This is a genomic window from Halomonas sp. ATBC28 (assembly GCF_005937175.1).
Taxonomy (GTDB): domain Bacteria; phylum Pseudomonadota; class Gammaproteobacteria; order Pseudomonadales; family Halomonadaceae; genus Vreelandella; species Vreelandella titanicae.
This window is the reverse complement of the sequence record NZ_VCQL01000005.1, coordinates 168,845-189,962: the sequence shown is the minus strand read 5'-3', so window position 1 is coordinate 189,962 and position 21,118 is coordinate 168,845. Positions and strand designations below refer to the sequence as shown.

General features: G+C 56.6%; 21 protein-coding genes. 7 read left to right on the top strand and 14 right to left on the bottom strand.

Translation table 11 applies throughout. The features are described 5' to 3' along the window. Positions 1 to 108 precede the first annotated feature (108 nt). Positions 109 to 2,034, bottom strand: coding sequence for a sigma 54-interacting transcriptional regulator (locus tag E0L35_RS07450; RefSeq protein WP_249362102.1), 1,926 nt, complete (start codon positions 2,032 to 2,034; stop codon positions 109 to 111). 311 nt (positions 2,035 to 2,345) lie between these two features. Between E0L35_RS07450 and E0L35_RS07445 the strand changes: the two genes are divergently transcribed. Genes E0L35_RS07445 through cynS form a run of 4 tightly spaced genes read left to right on the top strand, consistent with a single transcriptional unit; the run spans position 2,346 to position 6,055 of the window. After that, positions 2,346 to 3,758, top strand: a complete 1,413-nt coding sequence (locus tag E0L35_RS07445; RefSeq protein WP_022520486.1) for a CmpA/NrtA family ABC transporter substrate-binding protein — start codon at positions 2,346 to 2,348, stop codon at positions 3,756 to 3,758. A gap of 1 nt (position 3,759) precedes the next feature. Next, positions 3,760 to 4,620, top strand: coding sequence for a nitrate ABC transporter permease (gene ntrB, locus E0L35_RS07440; RefSeq protein ID WP_022520487.1), 861 nt, complete (start codon positions 3,760 to 3,762; stop codon positions 4,618 to 4,620). A 42-nt stretch (positions 4,621 to 4,662) separates the two neighbouring features. After that, positions 4,663 to 5,622 carry an ABC transporter ATP-binding protein gene (locus tag E0L35_RS07435; RefSeq protein WP_022520488.1) on the top strand — a complete coding sequence of 320 codons (960 nt, stop codon included), beginning with the start codon at positions 4,663 to 4,665 and terminating at the stop codon, positions 5,620 to 5,622. Next, positions 5,615 to 6,055: a cyanase gene (cynS, locus tag E0L35_RS07430; RefSeq protein WP_022520489.1), complete on the top strand. Its 441-nt coding sequence runs from the start codon at positions 5,615 to 5,617 to the stop codon at positions 6,053 to 6,055. The genes E0L35_RS07435 and cynS overlap by 8 nt, the downstream gene beginning before the upstream one ends. A gap of 3 nt (positions 6,056 to 6,058) precedes the next feature. On the opposite strand, the gene E0L35_RS07425 is transcribed toward cynS, so the two are convergent. From E0L35_RS07425 to E0L35_RS07370, 12 genes are all read right to left on the bottom strand, one after another. Continuing rightward, positions 6,059 to 6,901 (bottom strand): fructosamine kinase family protein, encoded by an 843-nt coding sequence (locus tag E0L35_RS07425; RefSeq protein ID WP_022520490.1) that lies wholly within the window; start codon positions 6,899 to 6,901, stop codon positions 6,059 to 6,061. Positions 6,902 to 6,993: 92 nt separating this feature from the next. Further along, positions 6,994 to 7,947, bottom strand: a complete 954-nt coding sequence (gene tal / locus E0L35_RS07420; protein ID WP_022520491.1) for a transaldolase — start codon at positions 7,945 to 7,947, stop codon at positions 6,994 to 6,996. 20 nt (positions 7,948 to 7,967) lie between these two features. Then, a complete protein-coding gene (gene xylB, locus E0L35_RS07415; protein ID WP_022520492.1) occupies positions 7,968 to 9,455 on the bottom strand; it encodes a xylulokinase in 1,488 nt (495 codons plus the stop codon). Further along, positions 9,455 to 10,942: a mannitol dehydrogenase family protein gene (locus tag E0L35_RS07410; RefSeq protein WP_138799960.1), complete on the bottom strand. Its 1,488-nt coding sequence runs from the start codon at positions 10,940 to 10,942 to the stop codon at positions 9,455 to 9,457. Before E0L35_RS07410 ends, xylB begins: the two co-directional genes overlap by 1 nt. 115 nt (positions 10,943 to 11,057) lie before the next feature. Then, positions 11,058 to 11,678, bottom strand: a complete 621-nt coding sequence (locus E0L35_RS07405; protein ID WP_022520494.1) for a nucleoside triphosphate hydrolase — start codon at positions 11,676 to 11,678, stop codon at positions 11,058 to 11,060. A 7-nt stretch (positions 11,679 to 11,685) separates the two neighbouring features. Continuing rightward, positions 11,686 to 12,471, bottom strand: a complete 786-nt coding sequence (locus tag E0L35_RS07400) for an L-iditol 2-dehydrogenase (RefSeq protein WP_053856844.1) — start codon at positions 12,469 to 12,471, stop codon at positions 11,686 to 11,688. Between the two features lie 13 nt (positions 12,472 to 12,484). After that, complete coding sequence (locus E0L35_RS07395; RefSeq protein WP_138799959.1) at positions 12,485 to 13,168, bottom strand: HAD-IA family hydrolase; 684 nt, start codon at positions 13,166 to 13,168, stop codon at positions 12,485 to 12,487. Next, positions 13,165 to 14,316 carry a sn-glycerol-3-phosphate ABC transporter ATP-binding protein UgpC gene (gene ugpC / locus E0L35_RS07390; RefSeq protein ID WP_138799958.1) on the bottom strand — a complete coding sequence of 384 codons (1,152 nt, stop codon included), beginning with the start codon at positions 14,314 to 14,316 and terminating at the stop codon, positions 13,165 to 13,167. Before ugpC ends, E0L35_RS07395 begins: the two co-directional genes overlap by 4 nt. Before the next feature lie 12 nt (positions 14,317 to 14,328). Further along, positions 14,329 to 15,195 (bottom strand): carbohydrate ABC transporter permease, encoded by an 867-nt coding sequence (locus E0L35_RS07385; RefSeq protein ID WP_035538561.1) that lies wholly within the window; start codon positions 15,193 to 15,195, stop codon positions 14,329 to 14,331. Between the two features lie 29 nt (positions 15,196 to 15,224). Next, positions 15,225 to 16,115 carry a sugar ABC transporter permease gene (locus tag E0L35_RS07380; RefSeq protein ID WP_009287276.1) on the bottom strand — a complete coding sequence of 297 codons (891 nt, stop codon included), beginning with the start codon at positions 16,113 to 16,115 and terminating at the stop codon, positions 15,225 to 15,227. Positions 16,116 to 16,185: 70 nt separating this feature from the next. Continuing rightward, positions 16,186 to 17,505 carry a sugar ABC transporter substrate-binding protein gene (locus tag E0L35_RS07375; RefSeq protein WP_138799957.1) on the bottom strand — a complete coding sequence of 440 codons (1,320 nt, stop codon included), beginning with the start codon at positions 17,503 to 17,505 and terminating at the stop codon, positions 16,186 to 16,188. 192 nt (positions 17,506 to 17,697) lie between these two features. Continuing rightward, on the bottom strand, positions 17,698 to 18,648 hold the full coding sequence (locus tag E0L35_RS07370) for a sugar-binding transcriptional regulator (protein WP_022520500.1): 951 nt from the start codon (positions 18,646 to 18,648) through the stop codon (positions 17,698 to 17,700). Between the two features lie 141 nt (positions 18,649 to 18,789). On the opposite strand from E0L35_RS07370, the gene E0L35_RS07365 reads away from it, so the two are divergent. Further along, positions 18,790 to 19,101 (top strand): hypothetical protein, encoded by a 312-nt coding sequence (locus tag E0L35_RS07365; protein WP_022520501.1) that lies wholly within the window; start codon positions 18,790 to 18,792, stop codon positions 19,099 to 19,101. 20 nt (positions 19,102 to 19,121) lie between these two features. Here the strand turns inward: E0L35_RS07365 and E0L35_RS07360 are convergent, their stop codons facing one another. Continuing rightward, the gene (locus E0L35_RS07360) at positions 19,122 to 19,679 is read right to left on the bottom strand and encodes an NUDIX hydrolase (RefSeq protein ID WP_041157854.1); all 558 of its coding nucleotides are present in this window, start codon (positions 19,677 to 19,679) and stop codon (positions 19,122 to 19,124) included. A 94-nt stretch (positions 19,680 to 19,773) separates the two neighbouring features. On the opposite strand from E0L35_RS07360, the gene E0L35_RS07355 reads away from it, so the two are divergent. Beyond that, a complete protein-coding gene (locus tag E0L35_RS07355) occupies positions 19,774 to 20,445 on the top strand; it encodes a CoA pyrophosphatase (protein WP_171051130.1) in 672 nt (223 codons plus the stop codon). Beyond that, positions 20,442 to 21,110 carry a 2OG-Fe(II) oxygenase gene (locus tag E0L35_RS07350; protein ID WP_022520504.1) on the top strand — a complete coding sequence of 223 codons (669 nt, stop codon included), beginning with the start codon at positions 20,442 to 20,444 and terminating at the stop codon, positions 21,108 to 21,110. Before E0L35_RS07355 ends, E0L35_RS07350 begins: the two co-directional genes overlap by 4 nt. The last annotated feature ends 8 nt before the right edge of the window (positions 21,111 to 21,118 follow it).

Here is a 21,118-nt window from a genome sequence, read left to right as displayed (position 1 = left end):
GTTACATTCATGTATGTATGCTAGCCTTGAACAATCGAAAAATGTGTGAACAGCCTATTGTCAAGTCGCTTCCAGCTTACCTTAGTCCAAAGCATGATGCGTTGGCGATTAATGCGGCGCTCTTTTACGAAATTCCCGTGTGTCGATGCCCCATTTATTTAGCCGTGAAGCAAGCGTCGTGGGCTTTATGCCAAGCAGTTCCGCCGCTCCACCTGCCCCTGAAACTTTACCTCCCGCCTGCTCCAGAGCGGCAATCGTGCTCTCCCGCTGGCGCTGACTCAGCGCATGTTCGGTAAGCAGCGCTACTTCACGTCGCTCCCCGCTGGCTTGGGTCGCCGTAGACATCAGGTTAGTAAGGCCTGTCGTAGGCAGCGGCTCCCCTAGCAACAGGTCGTCAAACATCAAACGTCGATCCTGGGTCACGATGACCTGGCGCTCGATGATGTTCTCCAGTTCACGAATATTGCCCGGCCAGGGGTAGCGCTGCAGAATTTCCAACTGGGCCGGGGGAATGCGCACTCCCGGCTTATTAAATTTCAGGCAGGCACGCTGTAAAAAGTGCCGTGCCAGTAGTGGCACATCTTCTATTCGTTTGCGTAACGGTACCGAATCGATTGGGAACACGTTGAGGCGAAAATAGAGATCTTCGCGAAAATGGCCAGCGTCAATCATGTCACGCAGCTCGCGGTTGGTGGCGGCAATCACTCGCACATCGACTTCTCGGGTACGGTTGTCGCCGACGCGCTCAAACTGCTGATCCTGCAACACCCGCAGCAGCTTACTCTGTAGCTCCAGGGGTATTTCACCGACCTCATCCAAAAACAGCGTGCCGCCGTGGGCAAGCTCAAAACGCCCTGGACGATCCTGTACCGCGCCAGTGAACGCCCCTTTTACATGACCAAAAAACTCGCTCTCAAACAGGTCTCTCGGAATAGCCGCACAGTTGACGCGGATCAACGGCCGATCACTGCGCGTGCTACCCGCATGAATGGCGCGGGCAATCAGTTCTTTGCCGGTGCCCGACTCGCCGCTGATAAGTACGTTGGCACTTGTGGGGGCAACCAGCTCAATCTGCTGGATCAGCTTTGCCACCGCCGGGCTGTTGCCGACAATATCGCGGTGGTTAAGCTCCGCTTTTATCTCTTCTTGAAGGTACTCATTCTCTAGCTCCAAACGCTGCTTGAGTGACTCTACCTCAGCGAGGGCATCACGCAGCTGCTGCTCAGCGCGCTTGCGCTCGCGAATATCGCGAAATAGCACCACCGCCCCGACCAAACGACCCATCTCGAAAATCGGCGTGCTGGTGTACTCAACAGGAATCGCTTCACCATTTTTATGCCAGAACACTTCGTTATCAACGTGATGCACCTGGCCGTCGCTAAACGAAGCATGAATAGGGCACTGCTGCACTGGAAAGTGGCTGCCGTCAGCGTGGGTATGGTGGAACATGAGGTGCGCGTCATGACCCACCATATCCTCAGTACTCCAGCCCAGAATGCGCTCAGCGGCGGGGTTAACAAAGGTGGTTTTGCCCTCGGCATCCAAACCGTAAATGCCCTCGCCTGCTGCGCCCAGAATTAGCTGGTTCTGCTTCTCAATCTGCTCGAAAACTTGCTCGACACGCTGCCAGCCCACCTCGCCCTGGCGGTGCTGGCGTCCTAACTCTGCTTTTGCACGCCGCTGCTCGGCTTTATTGCGATCAATCAGTGTAAATAACAGCTGCGAAGAGCCTTCGATATGCTGGGCGTAGACTTCTACCCGGTAAGGCTGGCGCAGCATGTCTAGCATCACCAGGTCATCCGACCAGGCCGTTTTTTGCACCAGTGTCTCATCGGTAAAACTCACCCATAGCGGCAGTGAAGCACTCAAACGATGGCTAAACGGTGACGTTAAGGAAAGTGCACTTTCAATACACAACAATTCGCAGGCAGCGGGATTAGCCGCTAGCAGCTGATCTGCAATCGGGTCGACAACAATCATTGCAAGCGGTGAATACTCACCCATAAGTGCTGAAGCTTCGGTCTGCGCAGCCACTCGCCCTACCATTGGCTATTACCTCAATGTTTAGAGATGATCCTTCTCTTTAGCTTTCAATTCCCGCGCCACTTACGAGTTTTCGTTAAATAAACAACGAAATATCGTTATTTACGATTTTTCGTGCCTTTTAAAGGCCCCCTCTCAAAGTTTTAAAAATTAAAATAATAAATTAATAAACAAACACTTAAAGATAATAAGCCCTAACTGGCACGCAATTCGCAATGCCTTTGTTAGCGCCGCATGCTTAAACCATTACGCACCAAGACGGCGCAGCCATCTGTTTTTTTGCTCCTGTGAGGTGAACGTCCATGAAAGACAACAACGACCACAGCAGTCTCGGCAACCCGTTCGACCACCGTCAATCTCTCATTCATGGGCGGCACTGTGATTGTCACGACTGCCAGCCTTCAGGTAACACCACCATTACGCCTGTCCAGGCAGGTCCCTCTTCAGCGCCCACCGATACTGAAGCAATGATGGATCGTATGGTGGAGAGTGCCTTGGTTCGCGGTATGTTCGGCCACAGCGACATGCATCGTCGTCAATTTATGAAGTTGATTGGCGGCGGCACGGCCGCAGCAGCATTAGCAAGTTTGCTTCCCATGGATGCCATTAAAGCAGCGATTAAAGAAAATTTAGGCCCCCTGGAGAAAACCCAGCTTAATATCGGATTTGTCCCCATCACCTGCGCCACACCAATCATCATGGCGCACCCCATGGGCTTCTACGAGCGCTATGGCTTGGATGTATCCGTTATCAAGACCGCTGGCTGGGCCGTGGCTCGAGACAAGTCGCTGAACCGCGAATACGATGCGGCGCACATGCTTACCCCAATGCCACTGGCTATGACCCTTGGTGCTGGCTCCAACCCCGAACACTTCATCATGCCTGCCGTTGAGAACATCAATGGGCAAGCCATCGTGCTGCACAACGACCATCAAGATAAACGCGACCCTCAGCAATGGAAAGGCTTTACCTTCGGCGTACCTTTTGAGTACTCCATGCATAATTTCTTACTACGCTACTACGTGGCTGAGCATGGCCTTGACCCTGATCAGGACATTCAAATCCGAGTCATTCCACCGCCGGAGATGGTGGCCAACCTTCGGGCGGGCAATATCGACGGCTTCTTGTCACCTGACCCCTTTAATCAGCGGGCGGTATTTGAACGCATCGGCTTTATCCATCTTCTGACCAAGGATATTTGGGACGGACACCCCTGCTGCGCCTTTGCCACTAGCGCACAATTTGCGCGTGAAAACCCTAATACCTACGGCGCCCTCTTGAGGGCGATTATCGACGCTACCCAGTACTCATCAGACCCAGCCAACCGTTCTGAGATCGCCGAGGCGATTGCGCCCACTAACTACCTCAACCAACCGGTAACCGTTATCGAACAGGTGCTGACCGGCACCTTTGCCGATGGCCTGGGTGAGGTTCAACGAGTGCCTGACCGCATCGATTTCGACCCCTTCCCCTGGGAGTCAATGGCGGTATGGATCCTTACCCAAATGAAGCGCTGGGGCTACATCGAAGGGGACGTGGATTATCAGCAGGTAGCAAGAGACGTCTACCTCGCCACTGATGCCCGAGAAGTAATGCGCGAGCTGGGCTACGACGCCCCCGAACAGAACGCGCGTAATTACCAAATCATGGGTAAAACCTTTGACTACACGCAACCCGAAGCCTACCTCGAGAGCTTTGCAATCGGGAGGAGCTAACATGGATCGCACAACTACTGAGTGGAATTTCAGTCTCAACGTACGCGCCAGTGTGCTCGCTGTGGTGCTTTTGGTTCTAGGCCTGGGTATATGGGAAGGCCTTAATCATGTTCCCCTTCTGACCGGTGGAGCTGGTGAGCTAAGCGAGTACGAACAGCTAATGGCCGGTGCTAATGAAACCGCCAAGGTTCCCCCTCCTTCTGAAGTTTTGGTTCGTGCCTGGGAAGAGTTATCCAACCCTTTTTATGATGCGGGCCCTAACGATAAGGGGATTGGTATTCAGCTTGGCTACTCTCTGTATCGTGTGCTTACGGGGTACCTGCTGGCAGCAGCCATTGCGATTCCACTCGGCTTTCTGATTGGCATGTCGCCACTGATGTATAAGGCGCTCAATCCCTATATTCAGGTATTGCGCCCTATTTCGCCGCTGGCATGGATGCCATTGGCGTTATTCATCATCCAGGATTCCGAAGCCTCAGCGATTTTCGTCATCTTCATTTGCTCTATATGGCCCATGCTTCTCAATACGGCATTCGGGGTCGCCGGGGTGAGAGAAGATTGGGTCAACGTCGCCCGTACCCATGAACTCTCGTCGCTGAAAACCGCGTTCAAAGTCATTCTGCCCGCCGCGGCGCCAACCATTCTAACCGGTATGCGGATCTCCATCGGTATTGCTTGGCTGGTGATAGTGGCCGCTGAAATGCTCGTTGGCGGCACCGGCATTGGCTACTACGTGTGGAATGAGTGGAACAACTTGGATCTCACCAGTGTGATCTTCTCCATCTTAATGATCGGTGTCGTCGGCATGCTGCTGGACATGTCCCTGGCCTATGTGACGCGCTTTGTGACCTACGCCGAATAGAGTAAGAGAGCGAACACAAAGAGCAACCGAGAGGAGTTAACTATGAGTCACGCTTTTGTTGAAGTGCAGCAGGCCGCCAAGCGCTTTCCTGGCGCTACAAAAACAGCACCACCACTAACGGTATTTGAGAACGTTAGCTTTCAACTGCAAAAGGGTGAGTTCGTCTGCATCATTGGCCACTCAGGCTGCGGTAAGTCGACCATTATGAATGCCCTGGCAGGCCTGGATCAGTTCTCCGATGGCTCCATGGTAATGGAAGGCAAAGAGATTAATGGCCCAGGACTTGAGCGCGGCGTGGTATTCCAGAACTACAGCCTGCTGCCCTGGCTCACCACCTTGGAAAACGTGCGCTTTGGGGTTCGTGCCCGCTGGAAAAACTGGAGCGAGCGCGAAGTCACCGAGCACAGCATGAAGTACCTGGAGCTGGTGGGGTTGAAAGAAGTCGTTGATCGCAAGCCTTCCCAGCTTTCCGGCGGCATGCGCCAGCGGGTGAGTATTGCCCGCGCCTTTGCCACCAAGCCAAAGCTGCTGCTACTGGATGAACCGTTTGGGGCGTTAGACGCGCTCACCCGAGGCGTTATTCAGGACGAGCTGGTCAAAATCTGGACTCAAGACCAGCAAACGGTGTTCATGATTACCCACGATGTGGATGAAGCGATCCTGTTGGCAGACCGTATCTTCTTAATGACCAACGGCCCAGAGGCACGTATTGCAGAGGCGGTGGAGATCGACCTGCCTCGGCCGCGTAACCGCGCCGAGATCATTAAGCATCCCCACTTCTATACCATCCGCAATTATTTGGTCGACTTTCTGGTTAACCGATCAGGCGACCTTCGCGTTCAGGAAAATGAACCCCAAGGCATGCGGTACCCACCATCGATTAACCCAGTCAACCTGGACGCAGCGGTTGATGCGCCCACTCACCCACCAGAGGCAACCCCAGCCGCTGGTCATGAAGAAAAACTAGTGAAGTTTACCCCTAAGGAGATTCGTCATGGATAAGCTCGAAATGCGTCATACCCTGCTCGCCGCTAAAGCGCGTAAAAAAATGAGCTGGGACGATATTGGTAAAGCCGTGGGTATGTCACCGGTTTGGGTGGCCTCCGCCTGCTACGGCATGAACAGCGCCAGCCCAGATGTAGCACATAAACTCTGCGATACCTTGGGCGTAGAGAGCAATGTCGCCGATGCTTTGGTAGCTTTCCCCACCAAAGCCTGGGATGAAGCGATTCCCCAAGACCCGTTCATCTACCGCCTGTATGAAGTCGTTGGTGTTTACGGCGAGACCCTGAAAGACGTAGTGCAAGAAAAATTTGGTGACGGCATCATGAGCGCCATCGACTTCACTATGGAGGTCGACAAAATCGAAGACCCCAAAGGCGACCGGGTACTGCTCACCATGAACGGCAAGTTTTTGCCCTATAAGTCTTGGTAAGACTCAAGTGAAAGACTCGACCCTCGCTACGCTGCGCTCAACCGCCGAACGGTAACCGGCACCGAACAGCAGCAGGTGGTTTAATAGCGGGTAAAGCTGAAACAACGCTTCACGCCTCGGCCAGTCGGCCGGGGCGTCGCCGTTCCAGTAGGCGTTAAAAAAGGCCTCCCCTGGAGAGCCAAATAGCGTCAGCATCGCCACATCCACTTCCGGGTAGTGGCGATATACTGCTGGGTCGATAATTGCCGGCCCTTTGGAAGTGAAAAGCACATTCCCTGACCACAAATCTCCGTGCAGCAAGCTGGGCGGTGCATCGGGCAACCAACTCTCCAAATCGTGGGCCAAGCGCTCGATACGACTGCGCAGCTCGCCGTTCAATAGCCCCCGCTGGAGGCACGCTTCACAAAGGGGGAGTAAGCGGCGCTCGCGCTGAAAGGCTCGGCCATCGCTGAGCGAGGCGTTCGGCTGGGGCGTAAGCCCGCAGGCGTTATCCTGATGCCAGCCGTGGGCATCACCAATTACGCTATGCAAACCGCGCAGCCCTTCGCCAAGCGCGGCTTCGCTCTTCGGCCCACCGGGCACGGTGTCCAATGACTCAATGACCAGCCAGCCTTCTGCCAAACCTAACACCTCTGGCACTACCAGCGATGAACAGGCGCCACGCAACGCACGCAGGCCTGCGGCTTCACCGCGCAACCGCGCTGCGTCGTCGTGCTTAATCACCACCGGCCCCTGCCGGGTCTCCAGGCGATAAACGGCAGCAATGTCACCCCCACTAAGCGACTGCAAATCGCCGACGGGGGTTAATTCGATAGATTCCAACAGTTGGCTCAGGGTGGCATCCATACGACTTTCTCCCTGTACCCGATTGTGTCACGGCGTCAGGGTTAGGGCGCACCCTAACCCTGACGCGCTTAAGCTATGAACTCGCTTATTTCTCAGCCTAACCGCTTATCGATCAGGCTTTCCAGCTCCAGCTGGTCATCATGGAAGCGGCGGATGCCATCGGCCAGCTTGTCGTTGGCCATGGCGTCTTGATTATGGCCCCAGCGGAAGGCGGCTTCGCTGAGCGGCTCGGTAGGCTTGCCGCTGCCTTCGCCGGCTTGAATTTGCGCAGCAACGCTGCCTTCAGTGGCATCCAGCTCTTCCAGTAATGCAGGCGAAATGGTCAACCGCGGGCAGCCTGCCAGGGCAAGTACCTGCCCGGTATTACGGAAGCTTGCGCCCATTACCACAGTGTTGTAACCGCCCTGATTGGCACGCTGGCAAACGCCTTGCACAAACTTAACGCCAGGGTCATTTTCCGGCGTGTAATCGTTGCCGGTCTCTTTTTTGTACCAATCGGTCACGCGGCCTACGAAGGGTGAGATCAGAAACACCCCGGCATCAAAGCACGCCTGGGCCTGGGCATCGCTGAACAGCAGCGTCAGGTTGCACTGAATACCTTCGCGTTCGAGCACCTCGGCGGCACGAATGCCTTCCCAGGTAGACGCCAGTTTGATCAGCACGCGGTCGCGGGACACGCCGCGGGCATCGTACAGCTCGATTAACTCGTGGGCCTTGGCAATGCTGGCCTGGGTATCAAACGACAAACGAGCCGCCACTTCGGTGGAAACACGCCCCGGCACAACGGCGGAAATCTCGCTGCCCATGGCCACCGCCAGGCGGTCAACGGCATGTTTGACCTGCTCTTCACGGTTGCCGCCAGAGGCTTTTACGCTGCTCAGCTCTTCGTCGATTAGCGCTTGGTAACCGGACAAGCTAAACGCCTTGAGCAACAGTGAGGGGTTGGTCGTGGCATCCTGCGGCTGATAGCGACGGATAGCCTCAAGATCACCGGTATCGGCGACGACAAGCGAATGTTGCTTTAACTGTTGCAGCTGGCTGGTCATAAAATCTCCTTGATATGCTTTTAAGCGCCGCCATGGCGTTGTTCAAGTGCTGCGCAATATCGCGCATAAATCGGTTGGTAGGCGGCCACATTTTCTGGTTGTGGGTTGGCCAACGACTTGGCATCCAAATGGACGAGCCGCTCACACAGAGCCTCCAGAGTTACGCCCTCTGAACGCTGGTCACACCAAGCCGCTTGTATGGCCGCGCCAAGCGCCGCTGCATCGGTTATCTCGGGGCAAATCACTTGGGTACCGGTAATATCCGCTACCATCTGCCGCCATACGGGGCTGTTAGCGCCGCCACCGATCAAACGAATCTGGCTGGCTCCAGCGGTTAAATCACCCAACAATTCCAGCCCATAGCGTAGCCCGAAAGTGGCCCCCTCCACCACGGCCCGACACAAATTAGCCTGGGTGGTATTCAGGCTGGTCAGGCCAAGGAAGTCCGCGGAGGCGTCGGGCAGCATCGGCACCCGCTCGCCGTTGAAGAACGGTAATACGGTAACGCCTTCGGCGCCTATCGGCGCACTGGCCACTTTCTCGCCAAACGCGGCCAGATCCAAGCCAAACAGCTCGCGTACCCGCGTGGTGGCCGAAGTGACGTTCATAGTGCAGATCAGCGGCAGCCAGCCGCCAGTGCTGGAACAGAAGTTGGCGACCATGGCGCTATCGCACTCAACAGGCATCGCCGAGTAAGCACAAACGGTGCCGGAGGTGCCTAAACTCAGCGTGATGAGCCCCGGGGTAATATTGCCGGTGCCAATGGCGCCCAACATATTGTCACCACCGCCGGAGGAGACAACCACTTGATCACCCAACCCAAGTTCGCGGGCCACCGCCGGGCGCACAACGCCTACTGACTCATGGGCTTCCAGCACGCGAGGAAGTACCCGATGAGGGTCTAACTCAGGAGCAATTTCAGCAAAAACATCGAGCTGCCAGCAACGCTTGCGGGTATCGAAATAGCCAGTACCGGAGGCGTCACCCGCCTCGGTGAGGCGCTCGCCAGTAAGCCAGAAGTTGAGGTAGTCGTGTGGCAGTAGCAGGCTCTCGATGCGCCGATACGCATCCGGCTGATGCTCGCGCAGCCAAGCGACTTTAGACGCGGTATAGCCGGTTTGCAGCACCAACCCCAGCTTCTCTAAGCAGCCTGCCTCGCCACCCAGTCGAGCAACTAAATCAGCGTTCTGGGCGCTGGTCTCGGTATCGCACCACAGCTTTGCGGGATAGACCGGCACGCCTTCGCCATCGAGCGCGACCATGCCATGCTGCTGACCAGAGACACCAATGCCGCGCACTTGGCTAGCCGATACAGCAGCTTTATCCAACGCGGCAAAAAACGCCGCCTTCAAGGCAGCTAACCACTCTGCGGGTGCCTGCTCTCGGCGACCATTTTCGCCCTCGTCCAGGTGATGAGGGCGGCTTGCTTCAGCCAGAATCTTGCCCCGCTCAACGTCTACCACCACTACCTTGGTACTCTGGGTACCGCAATCTACCCCGATATACATCACACTGTTCCTTTGGACGACGCCAGACCCTCTAGCGTAGCGCGTGCGCCACGTTCGTGCAGTGAACTTAGCGCAGTTAAATAGGCTTCCACAAAACGGGTGCTGTCGATTAAGTCGCCAAACAGCTCGCGGTTTTCGATAAAAGCCGCTGGCCGCTGGCGGTTCTCCGCAGCAATCGCCATGAGCGGCGCTTTCAAGCGATCAACAATTTCGATGGGCTCGCCCTGCTCGTCCACCCCTTCAGCGTAGCGTGCCCAGCTGGCCACTACGGCGGCGCTGCGCTCTATTTCACCACCTTGTGCTAACTGTTGGCGAATCACCGGCACTAGCCATTTAGGAATGCGGTCAGAGCTCTCGGCGCAGAGCCGTGCCAGGGTATCTTTGATTTGTGGGTTGGCGAAGCGCTCAATCAGCGTTAGGCGGTAGGTTTCCAAATCAACCCCCGGCACCGGCGCCAGGGTCGGCGTGCCCTCTTCGCGCATATAGCCCAATAAAAAATCAACGAATAGCGGATCTTGGCACACCTCATGGGCGTAGCGGTATCCGGCTAAATAGCCAAAATAGGTCAGCGCCTGGTGGCTGGCGTTGAGCAGGCGCAGCTTCATCAGTTCGTAGGGTTCGACATCCTCCACGACTTGGACACCCACTTTATCAAACGCCGGACGCCCAAGGGGGAAGTGATCTTCCAACACCCACTGGGTGAAGGGTTCGCAGACTACCGGCCAGGCGTCCTCTACGCCAAAGCGCTGACTCAGTTCATCAATATCCGTGGGCGACGTCACCGGAGTAATGCGATCCACCATGGCGTTGGGAAACGCCACCTCACGGGCAAGCCAGGCGCCTAGCTCGGCGTCCCGCGCCTGGGCATAGGCGCCGAACATACGTTTAGCGACATCGCCGTTACCTTGAATATTATCACAGGACATCACGGTGAACGGCGCAATGCCCCGCGCACGGCGGCGGACAAGCGCTTCCACTACCAGCCCGAAGCTGGTAGTGGGCTGGGTGGGGTTAGCAAGATCGGCGCGCACCTGGGGATTATTGAGATCGAACTCGCCGCTCACCGGGTGAAAATTGTAGCCGCCTTCGGTCACCGTCAGCGAAACAATGCGAATCGCCGGATCAGCCATCTGCTCAATCACTGCCTCGGTATCTTCCGGTGCAAACAGGTAATTCACCATGCTGCCAATGACCCGCGGCTCATACTGGCCATCAGGGTGTTTCACCACCAGGGTGTAGAGGTAATCCTGCGCTGCCAGCGCCTGCTGCATGCGTTTGTCGCCAGGCATCACTCCTACGCCGACAATGCCCCAATTCAGCGCCTCGCCCTGGTTCATCAGTGCATCCAAATACATTGCTTGATGGGCGCGGTGAAAGCCCCCAACCCCAATATGTACGATACCGGGTGTGAGCGTTTGGCGGTCATACTGAGGTTTGGCAACATCGTCGGTTAGCTTGCCCAGGTTGTGATTATTAAGACGGGTCATGGGACTCTCCAGCCAAGGCCTTCTTGGCGCGATGGGGTGAATAAAGGCAGGTAACAAATGACGCTATCAATGGGCTAAAACAAATGTTCTAAAACAAAGGGGCTAACACAAAGTACTAGCGCCAGCGCTGATCAGGCGGCAAACAGCAACTCTTCACTAATTGAGCGTTAAGCATGTCTTTGTGGTGGGTGCGCTGCAGCGCACCAGTGCGATCCTGGCCCATCTCAAGCCAGCGATTGATCAATCGATCGACTAGCACGACATCATCGACGTCTAGAAATAGCGTCCAATCGAACAGCGGTCGCAGTTCGCGCCAGGGGGAGCGGTCAAGCAGCAGGTAGTTGCCCTCGACAATGACGATACGCTGTTCAAGGGTGATCAGTCGTCCACCGGCACGGGCGAGATCCAACGGGCGGTCAAAAACCGGTACCGCTACCGGATGAGCCGCTTGGCGGATGCGTTCAAGGTCGCAGCGCAGCCCCTCTATATCGAAGGTATGGGGCGCGCCTTTTACCGGCACCTGCTGCTCGCCCAGCACAGCGTTATCGAAGTGGTAGCCGTCCATGGGCACCAGTCCGGCCTGGCCCGGCAGGTGCTGATTAATCGCATCGCAGAGCTGGGCGCTGCGATAGGATTTCCCCGCACCCGGCGGCCCTGCCAGCGCGACCAGGTAGCGCGTGGCACCTTCGGCGGCATGAATAATCTGTTGTGCTAAGGCATCAAGATCAGGGGTCATGGCCACCTCAGCTCATCCAGTTGCCGCCATCGACATTGAGTGTCTGGGCGACCACGTAATCACTGTCGTGACTGGCCAAAAACACCGCCGCGCCGGTGTGATCTTCCGGCAGGCCCATTCGCCCAAACGGCACCGCCTCGCCCACTAAGCGCTTCTTCTCGCCAAGCGGGCGATTTTCAAAACGGGCAAACAGCGCGTCGACCTCTTCCCACATTGGCGTATCCACCACGCCAGGGGCGATGCCGTTAACGTTGATGCGGTGTTTGATGAGATCCAAACCACTGGATTGGGTAAGGCTGATGACAGCCGCTTTGCTGGCGCAGTAAACGCTTACCAGGGCTTCACCGCGGCGACCTGCCTGGGAGGCCATATTGATAATTTTGCCCCCCTGACCACGGGCCACCATCGAACGGGCAACCGCCTGCAGGGTAAAAAACATGCCTTTGGTATTGACCGCAAACTGCTTATCGAAGCTCTCCTCGGTCACCTCAAGCACCGGCGCCATATCAAAGATGGCAGCGTTATTGACCAAAATATCGATGCCGCCAAAACGCTCTATTACCGCTTTAACCATGGCATCAATCGAGGCCTGATCGCAGACATTCAGCTCGACCCCCATCACTTTTTCGGCAGGCGCCTGCTGCTGCAGCGTCGCTAAAGCATCATCAATAGCGGCCCGATCAATATCGGCCACTACTACGCTGGCGCCTTCACTTAAATAACGCTGAGCAATAGCCAAGCCGATACCCCGCGCGCCGCCGGTAATCACCGCGATTTTGTTGTTTAGTTTCATCGTCATGCTCTCGTTAAGGCGAAAAGCTGGAAGCCTTGGCTTGCCACTCGTTCACCAGGGCTTCCAGGCCGTGCATATGCTCTAAAATACGCCAGGCGCCGACTTGAGTAAGGCGCGCCGCTTGATCAACATCCACATGACTGGCGCCGACAAACCCAATCACGCACATTCCCGCGGCACGGGCGGCCGTCACCCCGGCCACGCTATCTTCTACCACTAGACAGTCCCGCGGCATTTGGCCTAAGTGAGAGGCCGCCAATCGGTAGAGTGCGGGGTCGGGCTTGGGGTGTGCTACCTGATCAGCGGTAAAAATGGGCACCTCGCCAAACGCATCGGCCAACCCTGTGCTTGCCAGTGATGCCAATACGCGACTGCGTCGACTGTTGGAAACCACCGCCTTTTCCAAGGTAATGCCACGAACCGCCTTGTCGGCGCCGTCTATAGCTTTAAGCTCCTGCGCCAAGCGGGCCTCGATAGCGGTATCCACCTGCTCGGTGGCATCCAATGGCAGCCTGTGGGCGCTTAATGCTTCGAGATGAGCAAGAATAGCCGCCGTGGTCATCCCCAGCGCTTGGCCTAATTCCTGGTCAATATTCAGATCGGGCAGCCAGTGGGAGAGGTACTCCACCAGTGTGCCTTCCGCAAGAGCCTCGCTGTCGACCAGCACGCCATCGCAGTCAAAGATGAGTGTCCTCATGCAGGCTCCTCAGAAGGCGAACCGGGCGCGCGGTTATCGTGTCGGGTTAGCCCTGCCAAGGGATGCTGTTGCAAGCTGGGCAAGGCCAGGCCGCCAGCGTCAAACAGGTGGGCGCGCTCGGGGGCGAAGCCGAAATGCACCGTATCGTTGACCCGATAGGCCACGTCGCCATCGGCCATAATCGTGATCAGTTCGTCGTCCATCTGGACATAGAGCGAGGTTTGGCCACCTAGCCGCTCCAGCACTTTGATCTCGCCGCTCAGGGGCCCCTGCTCTTCGAGCACTAAGTGTTCCGGGCGAACACCCAGCTCAAGAGGGGCGTTGGCCTCCAGGTGCTGACCGTCCACCGGCACGCTGCGTTCACCGCCGCCGGGCATACGAATCCCCACGCCTTCAGGCGAAACGCTGGTCAGCGTTACCGGCAGAAAGTTCATTTTCGGCGAGCCGATAAAACCTGCTACAAAGCGATTGCGCGGATGATGGTAGAGCGCCATGGGCGAGCCCACCTGCTCGACCACGCCGTCGTGGAGCACAACGATTTTATCCGCCATGGTCATCGCTTCGATCTGGTCGTGGGTGACGTAGATCATGGTGGCGTCCAGCTCATCGTGCAGACGCGCCAGCTCAATACGCATCTGCACTCGCAGCGCGGCATCCAGGTTGGAGAGCGGCTCGTCGAACAGAAAGATGCTGGGGTTACGCACAATCGCACGGCCAATAGCCACCCGCTGGCGCTGACCGCCGGAGAGCGCTTTGGGCTTGCGGTCTAACAGCGGCTCTAGCTGTAGAATCTTGGCCGCCTCCAGCACCTTGGCGCGACGCTCCTCCTTGGGCACTCCGGCCAAGCGCATGCTGAAGCCCATATTGCCCTCTACCGTCATGTGCGGGTAAAGCGCATAGCTTTGAAACACCATGGCGAGGCCACGGTCTGCAGGGCCAACGTCATTGATACGCTGACCGTCGATCAAGATATCGCCATCCGTCGCGCTTTCAAGCCCGGCGATCATGCGCATCAGGGTCGATTTACCGCAGCCGGAGGGGCCAACGAAGACCACAAATTCTCGGTCATTGACCTCAAGGTCGATACCCTTGATGACCTCGGTGTCGCCGAAACGCTTGGTAATATTGTGTAGTTGTAGTGTTGCCATGAGGAAGATCCTTTACTTGACGGCACCAAAGGTCAGACCACGCACCATCTGTTTTTGTGTCATCCAACCGAGTATCAAAATCGGCGCAATGGCCATGGTGGAAGCGGCAGACAGCTTGGCCCAGAACAGCCCCTCAGGGCTTGAGAATGAGGCGATATAGGCGGTTAACGGCGCAGCACTTGAGGTCGTTAGGTTGAGACTCCAGAACGCCTCGTTCCAACTCAAAATGACCGATAGCAGGCCCGTTGAGGCGATACCCGGCAGCGTGAGTGGCAGCAGCAGAAAGAACACTTCCTGGAAGGTGGAGGCGCCGTCCATACGCCCTGCTTCAAGAATGTCTTTGGGCATATCCTTGAAGAAGGTGTAGAGCATCCACACCACAATCGGCAGGTTCATCAGGGTATAGATGATGATTAGCCCGGTGCGGGTGTCGAGCAGACCAACGTCGCGGAAAATGAGATAAATCGGCACCAGCACGCCCACTGAGGGCAGCATTTTGGTGGAGAGCATCCACAGCAGCGTGCCTTTGGTGCGTTTAGTGGGCAAAAAGGCCATGGCGTAGGCTGAAGGAATCGCAATCAGCAGCGCGAAGAACGTTGAGCCAAATGCCACCGCAACGCTGTTGAGCGCAAAGCGTGCATAGCCGGAACGCGCGTGCACATCCTGGTAGCTCTCTAAGGTGGGCGAAAAAATCAGCGAGGGGTCGGCAATCGCCGCTGTTTCTGTTTTAAAGCCAGTCAGGATCATCCAGAAAATCGGAAAGAAGATCACCAGCGCCACCGACCACCCCAAAAGTGTCAGCAAGATGCGCTTGCTTTGCGCCGACCGCCACCCTGACACCGAGCGTGGCGCTGCGGTTTTGGAACTTAATGTTGTCATCGAAGTACTCCCAAGACACAAGTGCCGGTCTAATCTTCCAGGTTCTTGGCTACCATACGAACCAGGAAGATCGCCACGATATTGGCGAGAATGATCGCAATCACCCCACCGGCGGAAGCAGTGCCTACGTCAAAATCCAGCAACGCACGAATGTAAATCAGGTAAGCCAGATTGGTCGTCGCCAAGCCAGGCCCACCGGAGGTGGTGACGAAAATTTCGGCAAAGATGGTCAGCAGGAAGATCATCTCAATCATGATCACCACGCTGATGGCACGCTTTAGATGCGGCAGAGTGATAAAGAAGAAAATCGCCACCGGCCCTGCACCGTCCATCCGCGCCGCTTCCACCTGATCCTCATCCAGCGACTGCATCGCAGTGAGCAGGATCAGCAGTGCAAATGGCAGCCACTGCCATGCAACGATGATCACAATCGACGTCAGCGGTAGCGAGGAGAACCAATCGACAGCGGGCAGGCCAATGGACTCAGACAGCCACGCCAGCACCCCGTTAGAGGGATGCATCATCATGTTTTTCCACACCAGGGCACTCACGGTGGGCATTACAAAAAACGGTGAGATCGCCAGCACACGAGCGATCCCGCGTCCCGCAAACTCCTGCTGAAACAGCACCGCCAGCAGGGTACCGCCCACCACGGTAATCGCCAGTACCCATCCCACCAGCAACAGCGTGTTGCCCATAGCGGCCCATAGGGCAGGGTCGGTGAGAAGGTATTCATAGTTTTCCAACCCGGCAAAGCCAGTCATACCGGGCATTAGCAGGTTATAACGCTGGAAGGAGAACCATAGCGTCATACCCAGTGGCACAATCATCCAAAGCAATAGCAACGTTACAGCAGGCGCTTGAAGCGAAAGCGTCCGTAGCCCGCCGACCGTCCGGCCAGAAGCACGTGTTTTATTCATGGAAATACCTGCAGAAACAGTGTGGGGGCAATGCCTGCCGGGTTAGCCAAGGCAGGCACTGCGGGTCACATCAGTCTAGATAACCGGCACGCTGCATGGTGCGTTCGGTGGCACGCTGAGCACTGTCTAGCGCCTGCTCCACCGTGGTGTCACCGGTCAACGCCGCGGCAATGGTTTGGCCTACCTGAGTGCCGATCGACTGGAACTCTGGAATGCCCACAAACTGCACGCCCACATAGGGATTGGGTTCCAGGGTGGAGTCGGTAGGATCGGCGTCTTGAATAGCCTTCAGCACGAAGTCTGCAAAGGGGGCTGCTTCGGTGTACTGCTCATTGGCGTAGGTCGACTCACGAGTACCGGGGGGGACACTGGTCCAGCCTTCGGTTTCCCCGACCAGCTCAATGTACTCTTGTGAAGTCGCCCAGGTAATAAACTCAAGCGCCGCTTCCTGATTCTCTGAAGAGGCTGGGATAGCTAGCGCCCAGGACCACAACCAGTGTGAGCCTTTGGGTGTTTCTGCCACGGGTGCTGGGGCAAAGCCTAAGCTGTCCGCCACATCGGACTCATTGCCGTCATACAGCTTGCCCGCTGCCGAGGTGGCATCTACCCACATCGCGCAATTACCGCGGGAGAACAGCGCCAGGTTTTCGTTAAAGCCGTTGGAACTAGCGCCTGGCGGGCCGTAGTCGTTGAGCAGATCGACATAGAACTGGATAGCGTTGACCCAGGCTTCAGAGTTGAGTTCAGGGTTCCACTCTTCGTCAAACCAGCGACCGCCGTAGGTATTCACCAGTGTGGAAACAAAGGCCATGTTTTCGCCCCAACCTGGTTTACCACGCAGGCAGATCCCTGCTACCCCCTCTTCACTGCCGTGCAGCTCGCCCGCCCACTCACGCACCTCTTCCCAGGTGGGCTGATCGCTCATTTCAATACCCGCTTTCTCAAACAGATCCTGACGGTAGTACATCATTGAGCTTTCGGCGTAGAAAGGCAGCGCATGCAACGTGCCATCCAAGCTCAAACCATCGCGCACTGAGGTCAGTAGATCGTCTTCGTTATAGTCGTCGGGCAGGTTATCCAGGGGGGACAACCAACCACGCTCTGCCCAGATAGGCACTTCGTAAGTGCCGATGGTCATCACGTCGAACTGGCCACCATCGGTGGCAATATCGGTGGTCATCCGCTGACGCAGCACGTTCTCCTCGAGCACCACCCAGTCCAGGGTGATATCGGGGTGAGCTTCTTCGAAAGCCTCGGTGAGGCTCTGCATGATCACCATATCGTTATTATTGACCGTAGCCACGGTAATTTCGGTTTGCGCCTGGGCATGGCCCGATATGGTAATGGCGGCCGCTAGCGTGGTAACGGGCAAGTGACGTGCGAGTCGCATAAAGCACTCCTATGGGCTGGTATTGGCATTGTTGTCGCCTTGATCTTATTGATCATCTATCGAACAAATGATCGTACGTAAGCCCAAAAAAAGCAAAGCCGATTAGCTTAGACTTTACGCTAATTCATTACCCCTAACGCATGTTGCAGTGCACCCACTTAGGTTTTAAAGACCTAGAGCGGTTTGAAAGCCCTAGAGTGCTTCAACGATCTGCCGAGCAGCCACTTCGTCAGTCACCAAGCCCTTCAGCCAGCCGCCGCGCAACGCGGCGTGAATCGCCGGGGCTTTTTCGCGGCCACCGGCAATCGCCACCATATGATGCTTACCAAAACGTTCCAGGGGAAGGCTGGTAACTCGCCGCGTAATCGAACAGTCGATCACCTCGCCGTCACGGTTCAGCGGCCAGCCTAGCAACTCCCCTACCGCTTTCAGTCCCAGCAGTTCATCCAGCTCGCTTTCGCTAATAAAATGGTCTTGAAACAGCGTGGCCTGGCGGTCGATGCGCCCAACGCCGATAAAGGCAGCTTCTGACTGCCGCGCCACATCGGCAATCGCCGTAAAGAGACGCTGGGCCAGCATTGCCTCTTTTTCAGCCAGCGACTCTGCCACCACCGGCGCGGGCAGTAAAAAGCGCTCACCACCGGTTTTATCCGCCATCACCATTACTGCATCGTAGCGGTTGGCCGAACCATCTCGGGCGACATTACCCACCAGCGACACAAAGCGATGCTGGGGCCGCTCAACACGACTAAGTGCTTCCACCGCTGCCCGCACCGAACGCCCGGTGCCTAGCGACAGAGTCAACGGTTCGCTGCGTTCAACCAGCTGCGCAATGCGCTCGGCAGCGGCGACTGCCAGGTAGGAGGCGGCGCCGTCGGCTGCGTGGCTATCGGCAGGTACCACTTCACAGAAGGTCAAGCCAAAGTGATCACGCAGCGTGCTGCCCAGCGCCATACAGTTAGAGATAGGATGATCAATATGTACTTTGACTAACCCCTCCTGGCGAGCCAACGCCAATAAACGCTGCACACCGGGTCTTGAGACACCCAGTTGGCTGGCGATCTCATCCTGAGTCATTCCACCTACATAGGACATCCACGCGGCTCTGGCCGCCTGATCCAGCTTTACCTCAAATTTATCCATAGGATGGCTCATCTAACAGTCGTGGGTAAACGTCATAAAAGCATCATCATACAAAGCCAAGCCCGCGACCAGTAGTCGCCTATCCGCTAACATAGCCAGAGTTCAACGTTTCACACTGGATTGATCGTTTGGAGGTACAGTATGTATAAGCTCGCATTTTTTGTCCCCGTAGAAGATGCCGAAAGCGTTAAGCAGGCGGTATTCGAAGCCGGAGCCGGGCGTATAGGAGCGTACGAACACGCCTGTTTTCAAACCCGAGGCACGGGGCAGTTTCGCCCAACGGAAGGCGCCCACCCGCACATCGGCTCGGTGGGCAGCTTGGAAAAGGTCGAAGAGTTCAAAGTCGAACTGCTCTGCGATGAAGCGCACATTCACGGCGCCATCGCGGCCTTGAAGCTTGCCCACCCCTACGAAGAAGTCGCTTATGATGTGTGGCAACTCGCCGACCTATAACCAGACTTTTAAATAAAGTATTACGCACTACCAAAGTAACGCTCACGATCTTCTGGCGTTACCATGCTGATATGCAGCGGAAATTCATTGCGGGGGCGGTCGGCGTAAAAATGCTTGAGGGTGCGTTCAATCGTCATGAAGGCCAGCTCATCCCAAGGGATTTCATGCTCTTCGAACAGCGCGACTTCAAGGCTTTCCGACCCGGCGCTGAAGCCGCCGACTAGCTCGGCACGAAAAATCATATACACCTGATTGATATGCGGCAGGTCAATCAGGGTGTAGAGGTTGGCCAGTTCGACCTCGGCACAGGCCTCTTCACGGGTCTCTCTGGAAGCTGCCTGCTGGGTTGATTCGGCATTTTCCATATAGCCGGCGGGCAGTGTCCAGTAGCCTTTGCGCGGTGAAATCGCCCGCTTACAGAGCAGTACTTTACTACCGCTGACGGGCAGCGTGCCGGCCACGATGCGTGGGTTCTGGTAGTGAATCGTGCCGCAGGCATCGCACAAGTAGCGAGGCCGGTCATCGCCTTCCGGGACGGCAAAACGTACTTTATCACCACACTGGCTGCAAAAGTTCATCGCGTATTCTCAACGGCTAGTGAATAGAAGCCTCGACGCGCTTGACGTCAATGACCGCTGCTGGGTAAAAGAGAACAAAGTAACGGGATACCCCATGTTAGAGAAACTGCGTAAACAGCTGCAACAGCTGACTCCTCAACGCTTGGATCACATCGTGATGCCCGAGGCCGCCGTGCTGTTGCCGATTGTCGAGCGCCCAGCGCCTACCTTGCTGTTTACCCGGCGGGCCAGCCATTTGAGCACCCATAGCGGCCAAGTGGCGTTCCCAGGCGGCAAGCGCGAGCCCTTTGATAGCGACCTTTACGCCACGGCACTGCGCGAGGCAGAAGAGGAGATTGCCCTCGACCCCGCTCTGGTGCAACCCCTGGGGCGGCTGTCGGACGTTATTTCGCTGCACGGTATTCGCGTTACCCCCTGGGTGGGCATTATTCCGCCGGATTTACCGCTGATTGCCGACCCCGGCGAGCTAGACGCTATTTTTGAAGTGCCGCTAAGTCACTTTCTAGAAGATCACCGCACCCATACCGACGTGATTACCGTGGATGGCGTTGCCCACTACGTGCCCAGCTATCATGTGGACGGCCATGTGATCTGGGGATTATCTGCCATGATGCTGGTCGAGTTACTGGCCGAGGGCTTCGGTATGCCAATTGATTTATATCAGCGCCCCCAGGGGCCGCTGCGCCACCACCCTGAGCGCAAAAACCGCCTATCGACACCCTCGACAACCGTTTCCAGTTCGGCGCCATCGAGATCCAACCAATGACACCCAGTGTTGCTACATCTTCACCTGCGCTTCAGCCCACGACGCAGGTCGCTCTTGTGGATGCGCTGGTTGAACAGGGCTGGTATGTGGGCCGCGGGGTTATTGACCTGGAGCTATGCGGCGCGCTGAATAATGAGCTTCTACACCGGGCGGCCTATAACGGACTGGATGAAGCGGGCATTGGCCGCGGTCAACAGCACCTGCTGCGTAAAGATATCCGCGGTGACGCTATTCACTGGCTTGATCGAGAAAGCGCTGCCCAGCGGCGTTACTTAGACGCCATGAGCGAGCTACAGCAGGCGCTTAACCACGCGCTGTTTTTGGGCTTATTTGAGTACGAAGCCCACTTTGCCCACTATCCGCCGGGGGCTTTTTATCAGCGCCACCTGGATAGCTTTCGTGGTCGCGCTAACCGCGTGATATCCACGGTCGGCTATTTGACGCCGGACTGGCCCAGCGACGGTGGCGGTGAGATGGTGATCTACCATCCGGACGACCCCAGCCAAGAGGTCGCCCGGGTGGTACCCGAAGCGGGTACCTTCGCCTGCTTCTTGTCTGAGACCATTCCCCACGAAGTACTGCCTACTCGCTGCCCGCGTACCAGCATCGCGGGCTGGTTTCGGCGCAATGCATCGCTGGGTGGGGTGTTGGATCCAGCACGCTAGCGCTGCAC

Bases quoted from the DNA above. Each gene is read 5' to 3' on its own strand.
- E0L35_RS07445 (WP_022520486.1), top strand. From the start codon at position 2,346: ATGAAAGACAACAACGACCACAGCAGTCTCGGCAACCCGTTCGACCAC.
- ntrB (WP_022520487.1), top strand. From the start codon at position 3,760: ATGGATCGCACAACTACTGAGTGGAATTTCAGTCTCAACGTACGCGCC.
- E0L35_RS07435 (WP_022520488.1), top strand. From the start codon at position 4,663: ATGAGTCACGCTTTTGTTGAAGTGCAGCAGGCCGCCAAGCGCTTTCCT.
- cynS (WP_022520489.1), top strand. From the start codon at position 5,615: ATGGATAAGCTCGAAATGCGTCATACCCTGCTCGCCGCTAAAGCGCGT.
- E0L35_RS07425 (WP_022520490.1), bottom strand. From the start codon at position 6,901: ATGGATGCCACCCTGAGCCAACTGTTGGAATCTATCGAATTAACCCCC.
- tal (WP_022520491.1), bottom strand. From the start codon at position 7,947: ATGACCAGCCAGCTGCAACAGTTAAAGCAACATTCGCTTGTCGTCGCC.
- xylB (WP_022520492.1), bottom strand. From the start codon at position 9,455: ATGTATATCGGGGTAGATTGCGGTACCCAGAGTACCAAGGTAGTGGTG.
- E0L35_RS07410 (WP_138799960.1), bottom strand. From the start codon at position 10,942: ATGACCCGTCTTAATAATCACAACCTGGGCAAGCTAACCGACGATGTT.
- E0L35_RS07405 (WP_022520494.1), bottom strand. From the start codon at position 11,678: ATGACCCCTGATCTTGATGCCTTAGCACAACAGATTATTCATGCCGCC.
- E0L35_RS07400 (WP_053856844.1), bottom strand. From the start codon at position 12,471: ATGAAACTAAACAACAAAATCGCGGTGATTACCGGCGGCGCGCGGGGT.
- E0L35_RS07395 (WP_138799959.1), bottom strand. From the start codon at position 13,168: ATGAGGACACTCATCTTTGACTGCGATGGCGTGCTGGTCGACAGCGAG.
- ugpC (WP_138799958.1), bottom strand. From the start codon at position 14,316: ATGGCAACACTACAACTACACAATATTACCAAGCGTTTCGGCGACACC.
- E0L35_RS07385 (WP_035538561.1), bottom strand. From the start codon at position 15,195: ATGACAACATTAAGTTCCAAAACCGCAGCGCCACGCTCGGTGTCAGGG.
- E0L35_RS07380 (WP_009287276.1), bottom strand. From the start codon at position 16,115: ATGAATAAAACACGTGCTTCTGGCCGGACGGTCGGCGGGCTACGGACG.
- E0L35_RS07375 (WP_138799957.1), bottom strand. From the start codon at position 17,505: ATGCGACTCGCACGTCACTTGCCCGTTACCACGCTAGCGGCCGCCATT.
- E0L35_RS07370 (WP_022520500.1), bottom strand. From the start codon at position 18,648: ATGGATAAATTTGAGGTAAAGCTGGATCAGGCGGCCAGAGCCGCGTGG.
- E0L35_RS07365 (WP_022520501.1), top strand. From the start codon at position 18,790: ATGTATAAGCTCGCATTTTTTGTCCCCGTAGAAGATGCCGAAAGCGTT.
- E0L35_RS07360 (WP_041157854.1), bottom strand. From the start codon at position 19,679: ATGAACTTTTGCAGCCAGTGTGGTGATAAAGTACGTTTTGCCGTCCCG.
- E0L35_RS07355 (WP_171051130.1), top strand. From the start codon at position 19,774: ATGTTAGAGAAACTGCGTAAACAGCTGCAACAGCTGACTCCTCAACGC.
- E0L35_RS07350 (WP_022520504.1), top strand. From the start codon at position 20,442: ATGACACCCAGTGTTGCTACATCTTCACCTGCGCTTCAGCCCACGACG.